The following is a 16,619-nucleotide window of genomic DNA, read 5'->3' on the forward strand; positions in this document are numbered from 1 at the left end:
ACCGTTTCCACCTGTAGATTCGACACCGTCCAGAACACGTGAGAGACGGATGAGGTGGCGCGCGCGATGGGCGTGAGCATGGCGACGGCCGGAGAATGGGTGGAGCGCTGGGAACGGCAGCAGGAACGGTACGCGGTGGACCGCGAGGAGCGGTTCACCGTGATCGCGGACGTCGTCGAGCACGCCACCGCCGGCCTCTCCCGGCCTCTCCTGCTCGACCTGGGCTGCGGCCCCGGCTCCCTGGCCGCCAGGCTCGCCGCCCGCTTCCCGGCCGCGGAGATCGTCGCCGCCGACATGGACCCCCTGCTGCTGGAACTGGGGCGCACGCACTATGCCGACGCCGCCCGTTACGTCGACACCGTCATCGGCGAAGAGGGCTGGACCGACACCCTCGGGCTGGACCGTCCCCTGGACGCCGCCGTCTCGACGACCGCGCTGCACTACCTGCCGGAACCGGTCCTGCTGCGCACCTACCGCGGCCTCGCGTCCCTGCTCCGCCCCGGTGGCGTCCTCGTCAACGGCGACCACTTCCCGCCGGACACGTCACCGTGCTCGGACCTCACCGCCCATGTGGGCCGTCGCCGGTCGGAGCGCACGGGCGGGCACCCCCGGGAGGACTGGCGGTCCTGGTGGGAGGCGGTGGCCAGGGACCCGGAACTGGCCGACCTGTTCACGGAGCGCGGGCGGCGCCGGCCGGCCCACGGTGAAAGCGGTGAGCAGATGACGCTGTGCCGCCACGCCGAGCTGCTGCGCCGGGCCGGCTTCGCGCACGTCGCGCCGGTCTGGCAGTTCGGCGACAGCGCCGTACTGGTGGCGGTCGCGGGCGGCGCGACCGGGGCCGGGTCCCCGGTCGGGGCGGGGGCCGCAGGGGAGGGGTGAGCGGCCTCAGAGGGCCAGACCCATCAGGATCTCGTCCCGGTCGTCGCCGGGCGCCACCCGCAGAGCGCCCGGCCATCTCCCGACCTCGGTCCAGCCCGCCTTGCGGTAGAAGTCCTCGAGCCCCAGGCCCGACCGCACGGTGAGCCGCAGCCGTTCAAGGCCCATCCCGTCGCGTGCGACGTCCGCCACGTGCCGCATCAGCGCGGCGCCGACGCCCCTGTTCCGGAAACGCACATGTGTCTGGACGTGGTTGACCGTGCCGCAGTGCGCCTCGAGAGGATGCTGCGCGCGGCGCAGGACCGTCCAGCCCGCGAGCGTGCCGTCCACGCTCGCCAGGAGGAGTCTGCTCCGGTCCGAAGAGAGTTCCCGAACGATCCTCTCGACCGCCGGCCGGAGGGCCGCCGGGGCCACCGGGGGGAGTGGGCAGTCCACGGGGACGACGGCGCCGCCGGCGTTGATGACCCCTGCCCAGCATTCGGCGAGTTCCCGCCCGGCGGCCGCGGTGACGTCCTGGGGCCGGCTGATCTGCGTGACCACGGGGGTGCGCACTGTCTCATGGGTTGTCACAGCCCAGAGCCTGCCAGCCGCGCGGTGTCCCGGGAACCGCACGTCGCCCCTCCGTGTGCGCGGTCGCGGGCCTCGTCCTATGGTGGTCCGGTAGCGCGACAGCGACCGTCGCACCGGCGGCCGCCCGTTCGTTCCGCACCGGGAGCACGTCATGACGTCCGCCGCCGAGCACCGCACCCACGAGGCCCACGACCACCGGCACGGGGAAGGCTGCGGGCACGTCGCCGTTCCGCACGCCGACCACGTCGACTACGTGCACGACGGACACATCCACCGCACGCACGACGGTCACGTGGACGAGTGCACGAGCGCGGGCCACACCCGGCACGAGGGGCACGAACACCAGCACGGAACCGGCTGCGGGCACGTCGCCGTCCCGCACGCCGACCACATCGACTACGTGCACGACGGGCATCGGCACGCCGCCCACGAGGGGCACTGGGACGACCACTGAGCCACCCGGACGCCCGTGTCCGCCGCCGCGCCCGCCGGCGGCGGACACGGGCGGTCGTACCCGACGCGACCGGCGAACGCGCCGTACACCCGCCGGGCGGCGCGCGCGGCGGGTGAGGCGGCGGTCGCCCCGTGACACCGGCCGGTACGCGGCCGCGCGGCGATCGCTGTCAGTGGTCACCGGTCCCCTGGACGATCACGTGCCGGTCCGGTTCACCAGCTGCTCTTGGTGACGCCCGGGAGCTCGCCCGCGTGGGCCATCTCGCGCAGGCGGATGCGGGACAGGCCGAAGGCGCGCAGGTGGCCGCGGGGGCGGCCGTCCACGGAGTCGCGGTTGCGTAGACGGGTGGCGCTCGCGTCGCGGGGCTGCCGGCGCAGCTCGCGCTGGGCGGCGGCGCGTTCGTCGTCGGACGCCCGGGGGGACGCGATGATCCCCTTCAGTTCGGCGCGGCGCGCGGCGTGGCGGGCCACCACGAGGCGGCGCTGTTCGTTCTTCGCGATCTTGCTCTTCTTCGCCATCAGACCTTCCCTCCCCGGGCGCGGATGCGGGCCACCGCGGCCTCGATGCCGATCGTGTCGACCGTCTTGATGCCCTTGACGGAGAGGGTGAGCCGGACGTGACGCCCCTCGCTCGCCAGCCAGTAGCGCTTGCGCTGCACGTTCGGGTCGAACCGGCGCTTGCTCCGGCGGTGGGAGTGGGAGATGCGATGACCGAAGCCGGGCTGTCGGCCGGTGAGTTGGCAGTGGGCGGACATGGTTCCTCCTCGATGGCGGTCAGGGGCGGCACACTAGCAGCTTAATGAAAATGAAAACCAATAGCGTGTACAGTGTGGTCCATGGCCCGTAACGAACTCCGCCCGATCATCAAGCTGAGGTCCACCGCCGGCACCGGCTACACCTACGTGACCCGCAAGAACCGCCGCAACGACCCCGACCGGCTGACGTTGCGCAAGTACGACCCGGTCGCCGGCCGGCACGTCGACTTCCGTGAGGAGCGCTGAAAGCCTTGAAGCCCGGAATCCACCCCGAGTACCGTCCGGTCGTCTTCCGCGACCGGGCCGCCGACTTCGCCTTCCTGACCCGCTCGACGGCCACGAGCGACAAGACCGTCGAATGGGAGGACGGCACCACCTACCCGGTCGTCGACGTCGAGGTCTCCTCGGCGAGCCACCCCTTCTACACCGGCACCCAGCGGGTCCTGGACACCGCGGGACGGGTCGAGCGCTTCGAGCGGCGCTACGGACGCGGACGGAGCGACCGGTGAGCGGGGACCGGGCGCCGCTGCCGGTCGCGATCGTCGCCGGACTGCACGCCGACGCCCGCCGGGCCGCCGTCGACGAGATCCTGCGCACGGTCCCCGGCTCCGTCGCGCTGCACCACGACCTGACGTCCGCCGTCGCCGGCGCGGTGCACCGGACCGTACGCGACGCCGCCGGCCCGCTGGACAGCGGCGACGCGCCCCTGGTGAACGACTGCGCGTGCTGCGCGCTGCGCGAGGACCTCGTTCCCGAACTGCTGCGGCTCGCGGAGCAGGGCGGGCACCGGCTGGCCGTCGTGGAGCTGTGGGACTCCGTCGAGCCCCAGGGGATGGCCGCGGTCATCGCCGCCGAGGGCGCCCCGCTGGCGCTGACCGGGGTGGCCGCCGTGGTCGACCCGGCACTCGTCCTGCCGTGCCTCTCCAACGGCGACGACCTGGCCGACGCCGGCCTCGCCGCCGCCCCGGCCGACCGGCGCACGGTGGCCGACACCTTCGCCAGGCAACTGGAGTACCCCACCGTGATCGCCCTCGTCGAGGACGGCCCTCCCGGGGAGGACGGCGAGGACGCCGACGAGGGCGACCGCGCGCTGCTCGCCCGGCTCACACCGGGCGCGCGCAAGGTGGCCGCGAGAGGCGGAGCCCTGGGGGCCGCACTGCTGGCGGGCTTCGACGTCGAAGCGGCCGCCGCCCGTGTGCATCCCGCGTGCGCGCTGCTGCCGCAGGAGTGTGACGAGCACGGCGTGCGCACCTTCGTCTGGCAGCGCGAGCGGCCCTTTCACCCGCAGCGCCTCTACGCGGCGCTGGAGGACCTGACCTGCGCCGCCGTCCGCAGCCGTGGACGGTTCTGGCTGGCGGACCGCCCCGACACCCTGCTCTCGTGGGACGCCGCGGGCGGCGCGCTGTGCGTGGAGCCGGCCGGCCCCTGGCTGGCCGCCCTGCCCGAGGCCGCCTGGGAGATGGTGCCCGTCGAACGCCGCCTCGCCGCCTCCGTGGACTGGCATCCCGAACACGGCGACCGCTGCCAGTACCTCACCTTCACCGCACCCGGCCTGGACCGCGAGGGTCTGTTCGCCCTGCTCGACTCGTGCCTGCTCACCGACGACGAATACGCGGCGGGCAGGGACCGCTGGGAGCACCTCCCGCACGCCTTCGACGACCTGCTCGACCCGGTGACCTGACGGCGCGTCCCACCCGGTGTGCCGCCGTGTCACCCGTTCGTGCACCGCACCCCGTCCGAAGAGGAGAAGGGAACGACCTCGCCGTGCCCCGACGCGCAAGCACCGACCGGCGCACCGCGACGCGTCAGCGCGTCAACCCGCTGGACGCCGCCGGCATCACCTACGTCGACTGCAAAAACACCGATCTGCTGCGCAGGTTCATCTCCGACCGGGGGAGGATCCGCAGCCGCCGGGTGACCCGCGTGACGCGTCAGCAGCAGCGGCGGATGGCACAGGCCGTCAAGAACGCCCGCGAGATGGCGCTGCTCCCCCACGGCCCCCGGCAGCGTTGGGCCCCCTCCACTCCTAGCAATGAAATTCATTTCCGATTACTGTGTGGGTCGAGCGTCGCGCGACGTGATCCGGAAGCGGGTCCAGGCGGCCGTCAGGATCTCTCGCGGTGTCCGCGCCGGCGGACCGTGGCGCCCGCGTGTGCGTCCGCTCTTCGACGAACCGTGTGGCACCGAGTTTCTGGAGCAGTGATGAGCGACCCCTACGAGCGGTCCGCCGAGTACCTCGACATCATGATCGCCGAGTCGTGGGAGCCACTGGCTCCGGCCCTGGCGGACGTCCTGTCGCGCGTCCGGGCCGGAGCCGGGGCCGTGATGGACCTCGGGGCCGGGTCCGGCCGGGGCGTGCGGGTCATCTGCGAGGCGCTGCCGCAGGTGCCGGTCCTCGCCGTCGAGCCCTCCGCGGCGATGCGGGCCGTCCTGCTCGCCCGGGTCCACGAGGACGACGCGCTGCGCAAGCGCGTCACGGTGGTTCCCGGCGACTGCGAGAGCGCCGACTGGCCCGACGGCGTGCGCGCGGTGGTGGCCCTGAACATGATCGGCCATCTGCCGCCCGGGCAGAGGCGCGCCCTGTGGAGCCGTGCGGCGCGGCAACTCGCCCCGGGTGGAGTGCTGGTGTTCAACATCACTCCACCGTTCGCCCCGGTGGAGGTCGAGCGGGTGCGGATGGCCCGGGTCGTCGTCGGCGAACTGGAGTACGAGGGCTGGGCGAGCGCGTGCCCCACGGGGGTGGACGAGATCACCTGGCGCATGGAGTACGCCGTCCTGCGTCAGGGCCGGTCGTTGGCCGGGACGTCGGTCGAGTACCGCTGGTGGGTCGCCACGGAGGACGTGCTGGCGGTCGAGGCCGCCGAGGCGGGGCTCGTGCTGCGCCGGGCGGGCGATCCCGGGCTGGGGCTGTGTGTCCTGGAGCGCGCGAGCGATCTGCCCTCTCGCGCTAGTTGATCTGATAATCATTTTCATCTAGGTTCATCAGTGTTCCGCTTCCCCCGCGCCCTCCGGGCGGGGGAAGCGCTCTCTTACCAGCCTTTGCGACGGAGACCGGATGAACCAGCCTGTGCCGAGTGACGACACCCTTGCCCGCGTCATCGACTGCATCGCCGAAGTCCTCGGCACACCACCGCGGGAGGTCGCACGGACGACTCCGCTCGCGGCCCTGGGACTCGAATCGTTCACCGCGGTGCGGCTGAGGCGGCGGATTCGCGAACGCACCGGCCAGGACCTGCCGCTGACCGCCTTCCTCGGTGACGGTGCGACGGCCCGCGCGCTGGCGGACCGCCTGTCCGCCGGTCGCACGCCGGAGGAGGTCCCTGACTCCGGGCCTTTGGGTGCCGACCAGCAGGAGGGGACGGCACCCAAAGGCGCACGGCACGACGGACAAGCGGAGGAGGAGGGCTTTCCCTTGACGCCCATTCAGGCCTCGTACCTCGCAGGGCGGGCCGAGGGCATGCCGCTGGGCGGGGTGGCCACCTTCTACTACTACGAGTACGACCGCACCCCCGGCGACACGGACCCGCTCGTGGACGTGGCCCGGCTGGAGACCGCCTGGAACCGGCTGGTCGAACACCACCCGATGCTGCGCATGACGGTGGACGACCGGGGCCGACAGCGCATCGCCGCCTCTCCCGGCCCCTACCGGATCGGCGTCACCGACCTGCGCCGCGAATCCGCGGAACAGGTGAGGGAAACGTTGTCCGCCCAGCGGCGAGAACGTTCCCACCAGAACCGGCCCACCCGTTCCTGGCCGCTCTTCGACATCCACACCACGCTGCTGCCCGACGGACGGACCCGGCTGCACGTCGGCGTGGACGTGCTCCTGACCGACCTCGCCGGCTGGATGCTGCTGATGCGCCAGTGGGGCCGTCTCGTCGAGGACCCGGCCCACCGGCTTCCCGAGCCGAAGGCCCGGTTCGCCGACCTGCAGCGCGCCCGCTCCGAGGACCCTCAGTGGTCGGCCCGGCGCGCCCGCGACCGCGCCTACTGGGCCGAACGCGCCCCCGGACTGCCGCCGTCGCCGCGGCTGCCCCTGCTGCGCGACCCCGCCGACACCACCCCGCCCCGCTTCGTCCGTTCCGCCGCCGAACTCGACGCCACGACCTGGGCGGAACTGCGCGCCCGGTGCGCCGAGTACGGGGTCACGCCGACCGCCGCCCTGCTCGCGGCCTTCGCCCTCGTCCTCGGCCGGTGGGGCGCCGGGGAGCGGGTCTGCCTCAACACCACCCTGTTCGACCGCCCGGAGGACGAGGACGGAGCCGAAGGCGTGGTCGGCGACTTCACCACCACCGCCCTGGTCGGCACGCCCCGCTTCGCCCCCGCCGACTGGAAGGGCTTCGCCGACTACGCCGCCGCCGTCAACCACCGCTTCTGGGAGGACCTGGACCACCGGTCCGTGTCCGGCGTCGAGGTGCTCAGACAGATGCGGGCGCAGAACCCGCCGTCGGTGGGAGCCCCCGGCCACCCGGTGGTCTTCACCAGCGGGGTGGGTCTCGCGGGCGACGGGGAGCCCCCGGCCGCCTGGATGGGCGAGGAGGTGTACGGCATCTCCCAGACCCCGCAGGTCCTGCTCGACCACATCGTGTGGGACGAGGGCGGACGCCTCCGCCTGGCCTGGGACGCCGTCGAGGGTGCGTTCCCCGACGGCTGGACACCGGCCCTGCTCGACGCCCACGTACGCCTGCTCCACACCCTGACGCACCCCGACGCCTGGCACGACACCTCCCTGGGCTGGGACCCCTCCTTCCGTCCCGAAGAGCCCCTGGACGCCGTGCCCTTCCCGACCGCGGGCCCCCTGCTGCACGACCCGGCCGCCGACGCGGCCCGGCGGCATCCGCGGCGGCCCGCCCTGCGCACCCCCGCCGCCACCGTCACCCACGGCCGTCTCGCGGACAACGCCGCCGCCACCGCGGCACTCCTGGCCGCCCACGGTACGGGGCCCGGCGACATGGTCGCCGTCGCCTGCGAGAAGGGCGCCGCGCAGATCACCGCCGTACTCGGCGTCAGCCTGAGCGGCGCGGGCTACCTGCCGGTGGAACCCTCCTGGCCGGCCGCGCGGATCGCTGCGGTCTGCGAGCGGGCCGGTGTCCGGCACGCGCTGGTCGGCCGGGGAGTGAGGACCGACTGGCCCGACGGCGTCACCGTTCACCGCCTGACCGCCGCGGGGCGCCCCGTCCGCACCGCCGCGGGCCCCACCGGACCCGCGGCACCGCTCGCGGTCCCGCGCCCCGAGGACATCGCCTACACCATCTTCACCTCGGGTTCCACCGGCAGCCCCAAGGGCGTGGAGATCGAGCACCGGGCCGCGCGCACGACCATCGACGACATCGTCGACCGGTTCGGCCTCGGCCCCGACGACCGCGTGCTGGCGCTGTCGGCGCTCAGCTTCGACCTGTCCGTGTTCGACGTCTACGGCGTCCTCGGCGCCGGCGGTGCTCTGGTGCTGCCCGACCCCGCCCGGCAGCGCGACCCGCAGCACTGGCTCGAACAGGCGGGCCGACACGGCGTCACCGTGTGGAACACCGCGCCCGCTCTGCTGGAGATGCTGGTCGAGTACGCGGAGATGGAACCGCAGGAGGCGACCGAGGCGCTGCGCTCCCTGCGCCTGGTGATGCTCTCGGGCGACTGGATCCCCCTCACCCTGCCCGACCGGCTGCGGCGGCTCGCGCCCCGGGCGAAGGTGATGAGCCTGGGCGGAGCCACCGAGGCGTCCATCTGGTCCATCACCCATCCGGTGGAACGCACCGACCCGAACTGGCGCAGCATCCCCTATGGCAGGGCGCTGCGCGGCCAGAGCTTCCTCGTCCTCGACGAGGACGGCGCGCCCTGCCCGGTGGGTGAGGCCGGGGAACTGTTCATCGGCGGCGACGGGCTGGCCCGCGGCTACACCGCCGATCCGGTCCAGACGGCCGAGAGGTTCGCCGTCCATCCCGTGCTGGGCCGCCGCCTGTACCGCACCGGCGACCTCGGCCGGTGGACCGCCGACGGCACCATCGAGTTCCTCGGCCGCGTCGACCGGCAGGTCAAGATCCGCGGGCACCGCATCGAACTGGGCGAGGTGGAGGCGGTGCTGGCCCGCCATCCGGCGGTCCGCCAGTGCGTGGTGTCGTCGGTGCGGGGCCCCGACGGGCGGCCCAGGCTGGTGGCGCACCTCTCGCCCCGGGGCACGAGCGAGCCGCCGACCGCCCGGGAGCTCGCGGACGCGCTGCGCGAACGGCTGCCCGACTACATGGTGCCCGGCCGGTTCGTCATCCTGGACCAGCTGCCGGTCACGGCGAACGGCAAGATCGACCACGCGGCGCTGACCGCCGCACCCACCGAGGACCGGCCGGCCGTCGCCGACGGGCCGGCCCCGGCCGCCGCCGCGACCAACGGGCCCTCCGCGGCACCGCGCACGGCTCCGGCCGAGTCCGACACCGACCCCGTCTCCGCCGCCGCCCCGGGCGGGGACTGGATCACCGCGGCACTGGCCGAGGCGGCTGCCCTGGGCCTGGAGGCCGCCGTCGTGGTCCGGCCCGGACGGCTCCGGCCGGACCAGGCACTGGAGGCGTCCGCCCGATGGCTCCGGCACGTGGCGCGGACCGCCGACGCCAGCGTCGCAGCGCCGCGCCTGGGCCCCGGAGGACTGGTGGAGGTGGTCTGCCACCCCCAGCCCGCGGACTCCCCGGCACCCGCGGACTCCCCGGCACCCGCGGATCCCCCGGAGCCCTCCCCGTCCGGGCCGGCGTCCGGCGCTCCGGCCCCGGACCCGTACGGCACCGGACCCGGTCAGGTGTCCCGACCCCGCGGACAGGGCGGGGCCACGCCCGTGGACCCGGCCGTACTGGAGGCTCTGACCGGCATCCTGGCCGACTTCACGGACGTGCCGGTGACGCCCGACAGCACCTTCGGGGAACTGGGAGCCACCTCCCTCACCCTGGTCCTCACCCACCGCAGGCTCCGCGAGAGCATCGCGCCCCGCCTCGCACTGGCGGACATGTTCGAGCACCCCACCGTCGCGGCCCTGGCAGCCCGCATCACCGCCCAGAGCACCCCGGGCACCGGCCGGGGCGCCGCTGCCGCCGGTACCGGCGCCGTTTCGCCGTCCGCACCCCCGCAGTCCGACCCGCAGGCCGAACGGCCCACGCGCAGAACGTCCCGCGTCGCCGCACGCGCCCTGGCCGAGGAGACCACGCGATGACCGAACAGGCTTCCCCCCGAGGAGACAGGGTGGACACCCCCCGGCCCGAGCACGAGGCCGGTGACGACCTGATCGCGGTCACCGCCCTGGACTGCCGGTTCCCCGGCGCCCCCGACACTGCGGCCTACTGGGACCTACTCGCGGGCGGCCGCAGCGGACTGACCCGGCAGAGCGAGCGGGAACCGGCCGAACGCGGCCTCCCGGCACGGCTGTCGGCCAACCCCGCCCACGTGCCCGTCAGCGGGATCATCGACGGACAGGACCGGTTCGACCCCGAGCCGTTCGGCCTGACCGACGCCGAAGCGGCCGTGATGGACCCCCAGCAGAGGCTCTTCCTCGAAGCGTGCCGGCGCGCCCTGGAGAGCGCCGGGCACGGCGGCGGCGTGGGAGCGGGCGCTGTGGGCGTCTTCGCCGGCGCCGCCCACAGCGACTACCTCGCCCGCAACCTCGCCGACCGGTACGCCGCCTCCGCCACCGACCCCGTCGGCAGCCTCCAGGCGGCCCTCGCGGGAGTGGCCGACTACCTCCCCCTGCACGTCGCGCACCGCCTCGCGCTCACCGGGCCCGCCGTCGCGGTCGGCACCGCCTGCTCGACGTCCCTGGTCGCCGTGCACCTGGCCGCCCAGTCCCTGCTGGCGGGGGAGTGCGACACCGCCCTCGCCGGCGGCGCCTCCCTGATCGTCCCGCAGGGCAGGGGCTACCTCCACGTCCCCGACGGGATCTTCTCCGCCGACGGACACGTCCGCACCTTCTCCGCCGAGGGCACCGGCATCGTGCACACCCAGGGCGTCGGCGTGGCCGTACTACGACGGCTGCGCGACGCCCTCGCCGACGGCGACCCGGTCCTGGCCGTCCTGCACGGCTCCGCCGTGAACAACGACGGCGGCGACCGCACCGGCTTCACCGCCCCCTCGCCGCGCGGACAGGCCCGGGTCGTCTCCGAGGCGCTCGCCGTGGCCGGTCTCACGCCCAGGGACATCACCTACGTCGAGGCCCACGGCACCGCCACCCGCCTCGGCGACGTCGTCGAGGTCGCCGCACTGCGCCGCGTCTTCGGCGACACCGGACCGGCCTGGTGCGCCCTGGGCTCGGTCAAGAGCAACATCGGGCACGCCAACTCGGCCGCCGGCATCGCCGGTTTCGCCAAGACCGTGCTCGCCCTGCACCACGGCGTCCTGCCGCCCACCCTGGACGCCCTGCCCCTCAACCCCGACCTCCGGCTGGACGACTCGCCCTTCACCGTCGTCCACGAGGCCACCGACTGGACCGGGCCCCGGTACGCGGGCGTCAGCTCCTTCGGCATCGGCGGCACCAACTGCCACGTCGTCCTGGGCAGCGCCCCCGTCCGGCCCGAACCCCCCGCCGATCCGCGCCCGCAGCTCGCCCTGCTCAGCGCGCACCGCGACGACGCCCTCACCCGCCTCGCCGAGGCCACCGCGACCGCCCTGCACACCACGGAGGTCACGCCCGCCGACGCGGCCCACACCCTGCACACCGGCCGCGCCACACTGCCGCACCGTGCCGCCGCGGTGATCACCGGGGCGGCGGAGGCCGACAGCCGCGCCCTGCGCACCGCCCCACGGCGCCGGCCCGGTCCCACTGCGCCCCGGGTCGTGCTGGCCTTCCCCGGAGGGGGAGCGCAGTACGCGGGCATGGGGCGCGACCTGTGCGCCGAGGAGGAGGAGTTCGACCGCACCGTGCGCGAGTGCGCCGGCCTCTTCGACGACGGGACCGGCACCGGCCTCACCGCGCTGATCACCGCAGCCCCGTCCGACGAGCACGCGCGCCGACTGCTGCGCGACCCCGCCCACGGACTGCCCGCCCTGTTCACCGTCTCCCTGGCCGCCGCGCGCACGCTGCGCTCCTGGGGCGTCGAACCGGACGCGGTGGTGGGCCACAGCCTCGGCGAGTACGTGGCAGCCGTGCTGTCCGGAGCCCTGTCCCTGCCCGACGCCGCGACGCTGGTGGCGGTCCGCTCACGCGGCATGTCCCGGGCGGCCGGCGGCGGGGCGATGCTGACGGTCCCGCTGACCGAGCGGCAGACCCTCACCCTGCTCGCCGAGCACCCCGGGCTGGACCTGGCCGCCGTCAACGGCCCGCGGTCCTGTGTGGTGTCCGGACCCGCGCAGGCCGTGGCCGAGGCGGAACGGGCCCTGACCGCACGCGGTGAACGCACCGTGCGGCTCTCCCTCGACGCGGCCGCCCACTCGCGCCTGGTCGACCCGGTCCTGCCCGAACTGCGCGCGGCCGCCGAAACCGTCCAGCCGCGTGTCCCGGGCGTCCCGCTCGCCACGACCCTCACCGGGAAACTGCTGGACACCGCTCCCGGCGCCGACCACTGGGTGGCGCACCTGCGTTCCACGGTGCGCTTCTCCGACGCCCTGGCCACCGCTCTGGGCGATGGGCCGGCCGTCCTCATCCAGGCGGGACCGGGCGGCGCACTGCTCCAGCTGGCCCGTCAGCAGGAGGACCGGGGCCCCCTGGCCACCCTGGCCACCTTCCCCGACCGCGACGAGCCCCGCGGGGGGCGCGCCGCGCTGCTCGCGGCCGCCGGAGAGCTGTGGACGCACGGAGTCCCCCTGGACGCCGCGGCCCTGCACCGCCCGGGGCGGCGCCGTGTCCTCCTGCCGGGCCTGCCCCTGGAACGCCGCAGGCTGTGGATCGATCCGCCGGAGACCACCGCCCCGGGCGGTGCGGCAGCCGGCCGGGACCACGGTGCCGGGCCGGCCGCCCCGGACGAGTCCGAGCCCTTCCAGCTGCCCGTCTGGCGGCGCACGCCCCCCGTCGAGGCGGACCGGCCGGTGCTGCGGGGCCGCTGGCTCGTGGCCGCCCCGCCCGGTTCACCGCCGGCCGAGCGGGTGCGCGCCGCGCTCGCCGCGGCCGGGGCCCGCACCGTCACCCTCGACGAGGCGGCCCGGGACCCCGGTACCCCGTGCGAGGGCGTCGTCGTGTTCGGCCCGTACGGCGACACCGGCGACGACCCGGCCGGAACCGTCGGCGCGTCGGTTCTGCACTACGCGGAGGTGGCGCGGGCCGCCGCCTCCTGGGCGCACCGCACGTGCCTGCTGCACCTCAGCCACAACGCCCAGCAGGTGGAGAGCGCCGACCGGCCCACGGCCCACGCCGCCGCCACCCTCGCCGTTCCCCGCGTCCTGGCCCAGGAGTTCCCCGGCCTGCGCTGGCGCTCGGTGGACCTGCCGGCCGGACCGCCAAACGCCGACGACGTCCGGGCCGTGCCCGCGGAGGCCGCCGACCTGCTGTCGGGAGGCCCGAACGGCATCGAGTGCGCTCTGCGCGGCGGCCACCGCTGGACGCGCGGCATCACCCCCTGGCGGCCGTCCGCCCCCGCGCCGGACCCGGACGGCCCGGCCGCCACCGGCGGCCGGGCGGGCACGGCGGTGATCCTCGGCGGACTCGGAGACGTGGGCCTGGCCCTGGCCGGACACCTGGCCCGCTCCGGACGACGGGTCGTGGTGACCGGCCGCACCGGGCTCACCCCGGACCCCGAACCCGGCAGCAGCGAAGCCGGACGGGCGGAGACGATCCGTCTCCTGCGGGACTCCGGCGCCGACATCGAGATCCGTGCCGCGGACGCCGCGGACACCGCCGCCACGACGGAACTGCTGCGGGAACTGACCGACCGCGACGGCCCGCTGGACCTGGTCGTGCACGCCGCCGGCGTGGTCGCCTCCGCCGCCGTCGCCCCCCTGCGCGCCACCGGGGAGCAGGCCGTGCACGCGCACGCGCACGCCAAGGTCACCGCGGCCCTCGCGCTGCGCAGCGCCGTGCACGGCCTCCCGCCCGGCCGCCGCCCGGCCACCGTCCTGCTGATGTCCTCGGCCACGGCGTTCGTCGGCGGCCTCGGCCTCGCCCCGTACGCCGCCGTCAACCGGTACCTGGACGCCCTCGCCGAGCACGAGCACACCACCGGCACCGGCACGCCCCGCTGGATCAGCGTGGCCTGGGACGGCTGGCGGGTGGGCCCCGGCCGGAGCGAACGCACCGTCGCCTCACGGCACTCGATCGGTCTGGCGGACGGCATGCGCACCGTGGACCGGCTGCTGGCGCTCGCGGCCCGGGGCCGTGCCCCGGCCTCCGTCGCCGTCTCGCCGGCCGACCTCGCGCCCCGCACCGCGGGCACGCCCACCGCCGTACCCGCCCCGGTCGTACCGGCTGCCGGCGCGCCCGCGGCGAAGCCGCAGACCGGTGCGGGATTCACCACCGGCACGGAGACCCTCCTGGCCGAGGTCTGGTCGGATCTGCTGGGCTTCCCCGTCACCGACCGCGACGCCGACTTCTTCGCGCTCGGCGGACACTCCCTGCTGGCCACCCGGATGCTCGCCCGGCTGCGCGACGACCACGGCGCCGACCTGCGGTTGCAGGACCTGCTCGCCCGGCCCACCATCGCGGCCCTGGCCCCGATGCTGCCCGGCGGGGAACCCCGCAACGCCCCCGCCGGGCCGAAGGACACGGGCGGTCCCTCTCCACAACCCGGTGACGGTCCGCGGGAGTTCCCCCTCACCCGGGTGCAGCACGCCTACTGGGTCGGCGGGTCGGGCGGCTACCGCCTCGGTGACGTCCCCTGCTCCTTCCACCTGGAGTACGACTGCCCCGGACTGGACACCGACCGCTACGAGGCGGCCTGGAACGCGGTCGTCGCCCGCCACCCGATGCTGCGCGCGGTCGTCTCGCCGGAGGGCCGCAACCGGGTGCTCGACAAGGTGCCCCCCTACCGGATCCGGGTCCAGGACCTGACGAAGGACGACGGCACCGAGCGCGCCCGGAAGCTGGAGCGCGTCCGCGAGCGCATGGTGCGCCGCGAACCCCGCCCTGGCCGCTGGCCCCTGGTCGACATCCGGGCCGCCCGGCTGCCCGGCGACATCGTGCGCCTGTTCGTCAACGTGGACGTGCTGGTGTGCGACACCGCCAGCTACCTGCTCTGGGACCGCGAACTGCGCACCCTCTACCACGACCCCGCCGCCCAACTGCCGCCGCTGGAGACCACCTTCGCGGACTGTGTGGCCGCGCTCCGGCGCCGCGCCGAGGGCCCCGAGTACGCACGGGCCGCCGCCTACTGGCGCGCCAGACTGGACGACCTGCCCGGCGCACCCGCGCTGCCCGTCCAGCCGGGGAACCCCGGTGGCCGGCCCCGTTTCGCACGCCGCACCGCCCGTCTGGAGCCGGACCGCTGGGACGCCCTCAGGGCCGAGGCCGCCCGCCGCGGGCTGACCCCCACGGCCGTGCTGCTGGCGGCCTACGGCGAGGCACTCGCCGACTGGTCCGGGCAGGACCGGTTCGCCGTCACCCTCACCCTCTTCGACCGGCCCGCGCAGCTTCCCGGCGCGGACGCCGTGGTCGGTGACTTCACCTCGCTGATGCTGCACGAGGTGGACCGCTCGGACACCCGCCGCTTCGCCGACGCGGCCGTACGGGCCCAGCGCACCCTCTTCGAGGACCTGGACCACCGGGAGTTCTCCGCGCTCGACCTACTGGCCGAGAAGTCCTCGCGCACCGGCCGCTCCGAGTCCGTTCCCGTGGTCTTCACCAGCGCCCTGGGCCTGTCCGGACCGCTCGGCGGCGGACACGACCTGGACTGGGCGGGCACACCGGTGTACGGCGTGAGCAGCACCCCGCAGACCTGGCTGGACCACCAGGTGATCGAGCAGCACGGGGCACTGCTGCTCCAGTGGGACGTGCTGGAGAGCGCCCTGCCCGCCGACGAGGCGGACGCGGCGTTCGCCGCCTACACCGAGCGGGTGCGCCGACTGGCCGACGCACCGTGGGCATGGGACCTCGACGAGCCCCGCACCGCGCCCTCCACCCCGGTCCGCGCACCGCGACGGGCGGCCCCCGCCGACGCCGCCCGGGCACGGAAACCGGCCGGCCGCGTCCCGGGCCCCGACACCGACGCGGCCATGCTGCTGCGCGACGGCGACGGCGACCGCCCCCTGTTCCTCATGCACCCCTCCGGCGGGGACGTGCTGTGCTACGGCGAACTCGCCCGGCTCCTCACCGACGGCCGGCCCGTCGTGGCCCTCACCGACCCCGCCCTGACCGGCGGCACCGGGCCGCGGACCATCGCCGGGATGACCGACCGCTACCTCGCCGCGCTGCGCGCCCACCAGCCGCAGGGCCCCTACCTGCTGGGCGGCTGGTCGATGGGCGGCACGGTCGCCCACCAGATGGCCGTGGAACTCCAGCGACGCGGTGAACGGACCGACCTGCTGGTCCTGATCGACTCCAACACCCCCGACCGCATCCGGGCGCTGGGCGGTACCGACCGCGCCCAGGACACCGCCTTCGCGGCCGTCCGCTACCTGCGTTCGCTGGAGGCGTTCCTCGACCTCGACCTGGGCCTCGGCCCGGACGCGGAGACGGTCCGCACGGCTTCGGACCCGGCGGCGGTACGCCGGACCGTCACCGAACGGCTGCGGCAGGCCGGCCTGCTCGGCCCGCGGGACACCGCCGACACCCGCCTGGAGGTCTTCGAACGCCACCTGCGGGCGCTGGCGGACCACCGGGCCGGACACCTCACCGACCCGGCCACCCGCCTGCTGCTGATCGCCGCGTCCCGTCCCTCGCCGCACAACGCCGGCGTCGGCATGGGCGTCGACGACGCCGGAGACCTGCCCTCCCTGGGCTGGCTGCCGCACGTGAACGGCCCGGTGGACGCCCACACGGTCGACGGCCACCACTACTCCCTGCTGCACGACCCCGCGGTCCGGCGGACCGCGGCCCTGATCGACCGGGCCCTGGCCGCCGTACCCACCGGCCGGTGAACT

General features: G+C 75.2%; 11 protein-coding genes and 1 pseudogene. 9 read left to right on the forward strand and 3 right to left on the reverse strand.

All coding sequences use genetic code 11. From position 1 onward, the window contains the following. Positions 1-66: 66 nt before the first annotated feature. Positions 67-879 (forward strand): class I SAM-dependent methyltransferase, encoded by an 813-nt coding sequence (locus ORI94_RS06760; protein ID WP_266073448.1) that lies wholly within the window; start codon positions 67-69, stop codon positions 877-879. A 6-nt stretch (positions 880-885) separates the two neighbouring features. Here the strand turns inward: ORI94_RS06760 and ORI94_RS06765 are convergent, their stop codons facing one another. After that, the gene (locus ORI94_RS06765) at positions 886-1,446 is read right to left on the reverse strand and encodes a GNAT family N-acetyltransferase (protein WP_266073449.1); all 561 of its coding nucleotides are present in this window, start codon (positions 1,444-1,446) and stop codon (positions 886-888) included. 151 nt (positions 1,447-1,597) lie between these two features. Here ORI94_RS06765 and ORI94_RS06770 point away from each other — a divergent pair, with 151 nt between their 5' ends. Beyond that, positions 1,598-1,900 carry a hypothetical protein gene (locus ORI94_RS06770; RefSeq protein WP_266073450.1) on the forward strand — a complete coding sequence of 101 codons (303 nt, stop codon included), beginning with the start codon at positions 1,598-1,600 and terminating at the stop codon, positions 1,898-1,900. A 212-nt stretch (positions 1,901-2,112) separates the two neighbouring features. Here ORI94_RS06770 and rpsN read toward each other — a convergent pair whose 3' ends face one another. Continuing rightward, positions 2,113-2,418 carry a 30S ribosomal protein S14 gene (gene rpsN, locus ORI94_RS06775; protein ID WP_266073451.1) on the reverse strand — a complete coding sequence of 102 codons (306 nt, stop codon included), beginning with the start codon at positions 2,416-2,418 and terminating at the stop codon, positions 2,113-2,115. Continuing rightward, positions 2,418-2,654 carry a 50S ribosomal protein L28 gene (gene rpmB / locus ORI94_RS06780; protein ID WP_266073452.1) on the reverse strand — a complete coding sequence of 79 codons (237 nt, stop codon included), beginning with the start codon at positions 2,652-2,654 and terminating at the stop codon, positions 2,418-2,420. Before rpmB ends, rpsN begins: the two co-directional genes overlap by 1 nt. A gap of 81 nt (positions 2,655-2,735) precedes the next feature. Here rpmB and rpmG point away from each other — a divergent pair, with 81 nt between their 5' ends. The 7 genes and pseudogenes from rpmG (at position 2,736) to ORI94_RS06815 (ending at position 16,616) form a co-directional block, all read left to right on the forward strand. After that, positions 2,736-2,900, forward strand: coding sequence for a 50S ribosomal protein L33 (rpmG, locus tag ORI94_RS06785; RefSeq protein WP_017949758.1), 165 nt, complete (start codon positions 2,736-2,738; stop codon positions 2,898-2,900). A gap of 5 nt (positions 2,901-2,905) precedes the next feature. After that, positions 2,906-3,163, forward strand: a complete 258-nt coding sequence (locus ORI94_RS06790; protein ID WP_266073454.1) for a type B 50S ribosomal protein L31 — start codon at positions 2,906-2,908, stop codon at positions 3,161-3,163. Continuing rightward, a complete protein-coding gene (locus ORI94_RS06795) occupies positions 3,160-4,335 on the forward strand; it encodes a CobW family GTP-binding protein (RefSeq protein WP_266073455.1) in 1,176 nt (391 codons plus the stop codon). The genes ORI94_RS06790 and ORI94_RS06795 overlap by 4 nt, the downstream gene beginning before the upstream one ends. A gap of 83 nt (positions 4,336-4,418) precedes the next feature. After that, positions 4,419-4,658, forward strand: a pseudogene (gene rpsR / locus ORI94_RS06800) (30S ribosomal protein S18); the annotation flags it as partial. Between the two features lie 198 nt (positions 4,659-4,856). Further along, complete coding sequence (locus tag ORI94_RS06805; RefSeq protein WP_266073601.1) at positions 4,857-5,609, forward strand: class I SAM-dependent methyltransferase; 753 nt, start codon at positions 4,857-4,859, stop codon at positions 5,607-5,609. Positions 5,610-5,709: 100 nt separating this feature from the next. Continuing rightward, complete coding sequence (locus ORI94_RS06810; RefSeq protein WP_266073456.1) at positions 5,710-9,837, forward strand: amino acid adenylation domain-containing protein; 4,128 nt, start codon at positions 5,710-5,712, stop codon at positions 9,835-9,837. Then, a complete protein-coding gene (locus ORI94_RS06815; protein WP_266073457.1) occupies positions 9,834-16,616 on the forward strand; it encodes a type I polyketide synthase in 6,783 nt (2,260 codons plus the stop codon). The genes ORI94_RS06810 and ORI94_RS06815 overlap by 4 nt, the downstream gene beginning before the upstream one ends. Positions 16,617-16,619 lie beyond the last annotated feature (3 nt).

The sequence above is a fragment of the Streptomyces sp. NEAU-W12 genome (assembly GCF_026242095.1).
Taxonomy (GTDB): domain Bacteria; phylum Actinomycetota; class Actinomycetes; order Streptomycetales; family Streptomycetaceae; genus Streptomyces.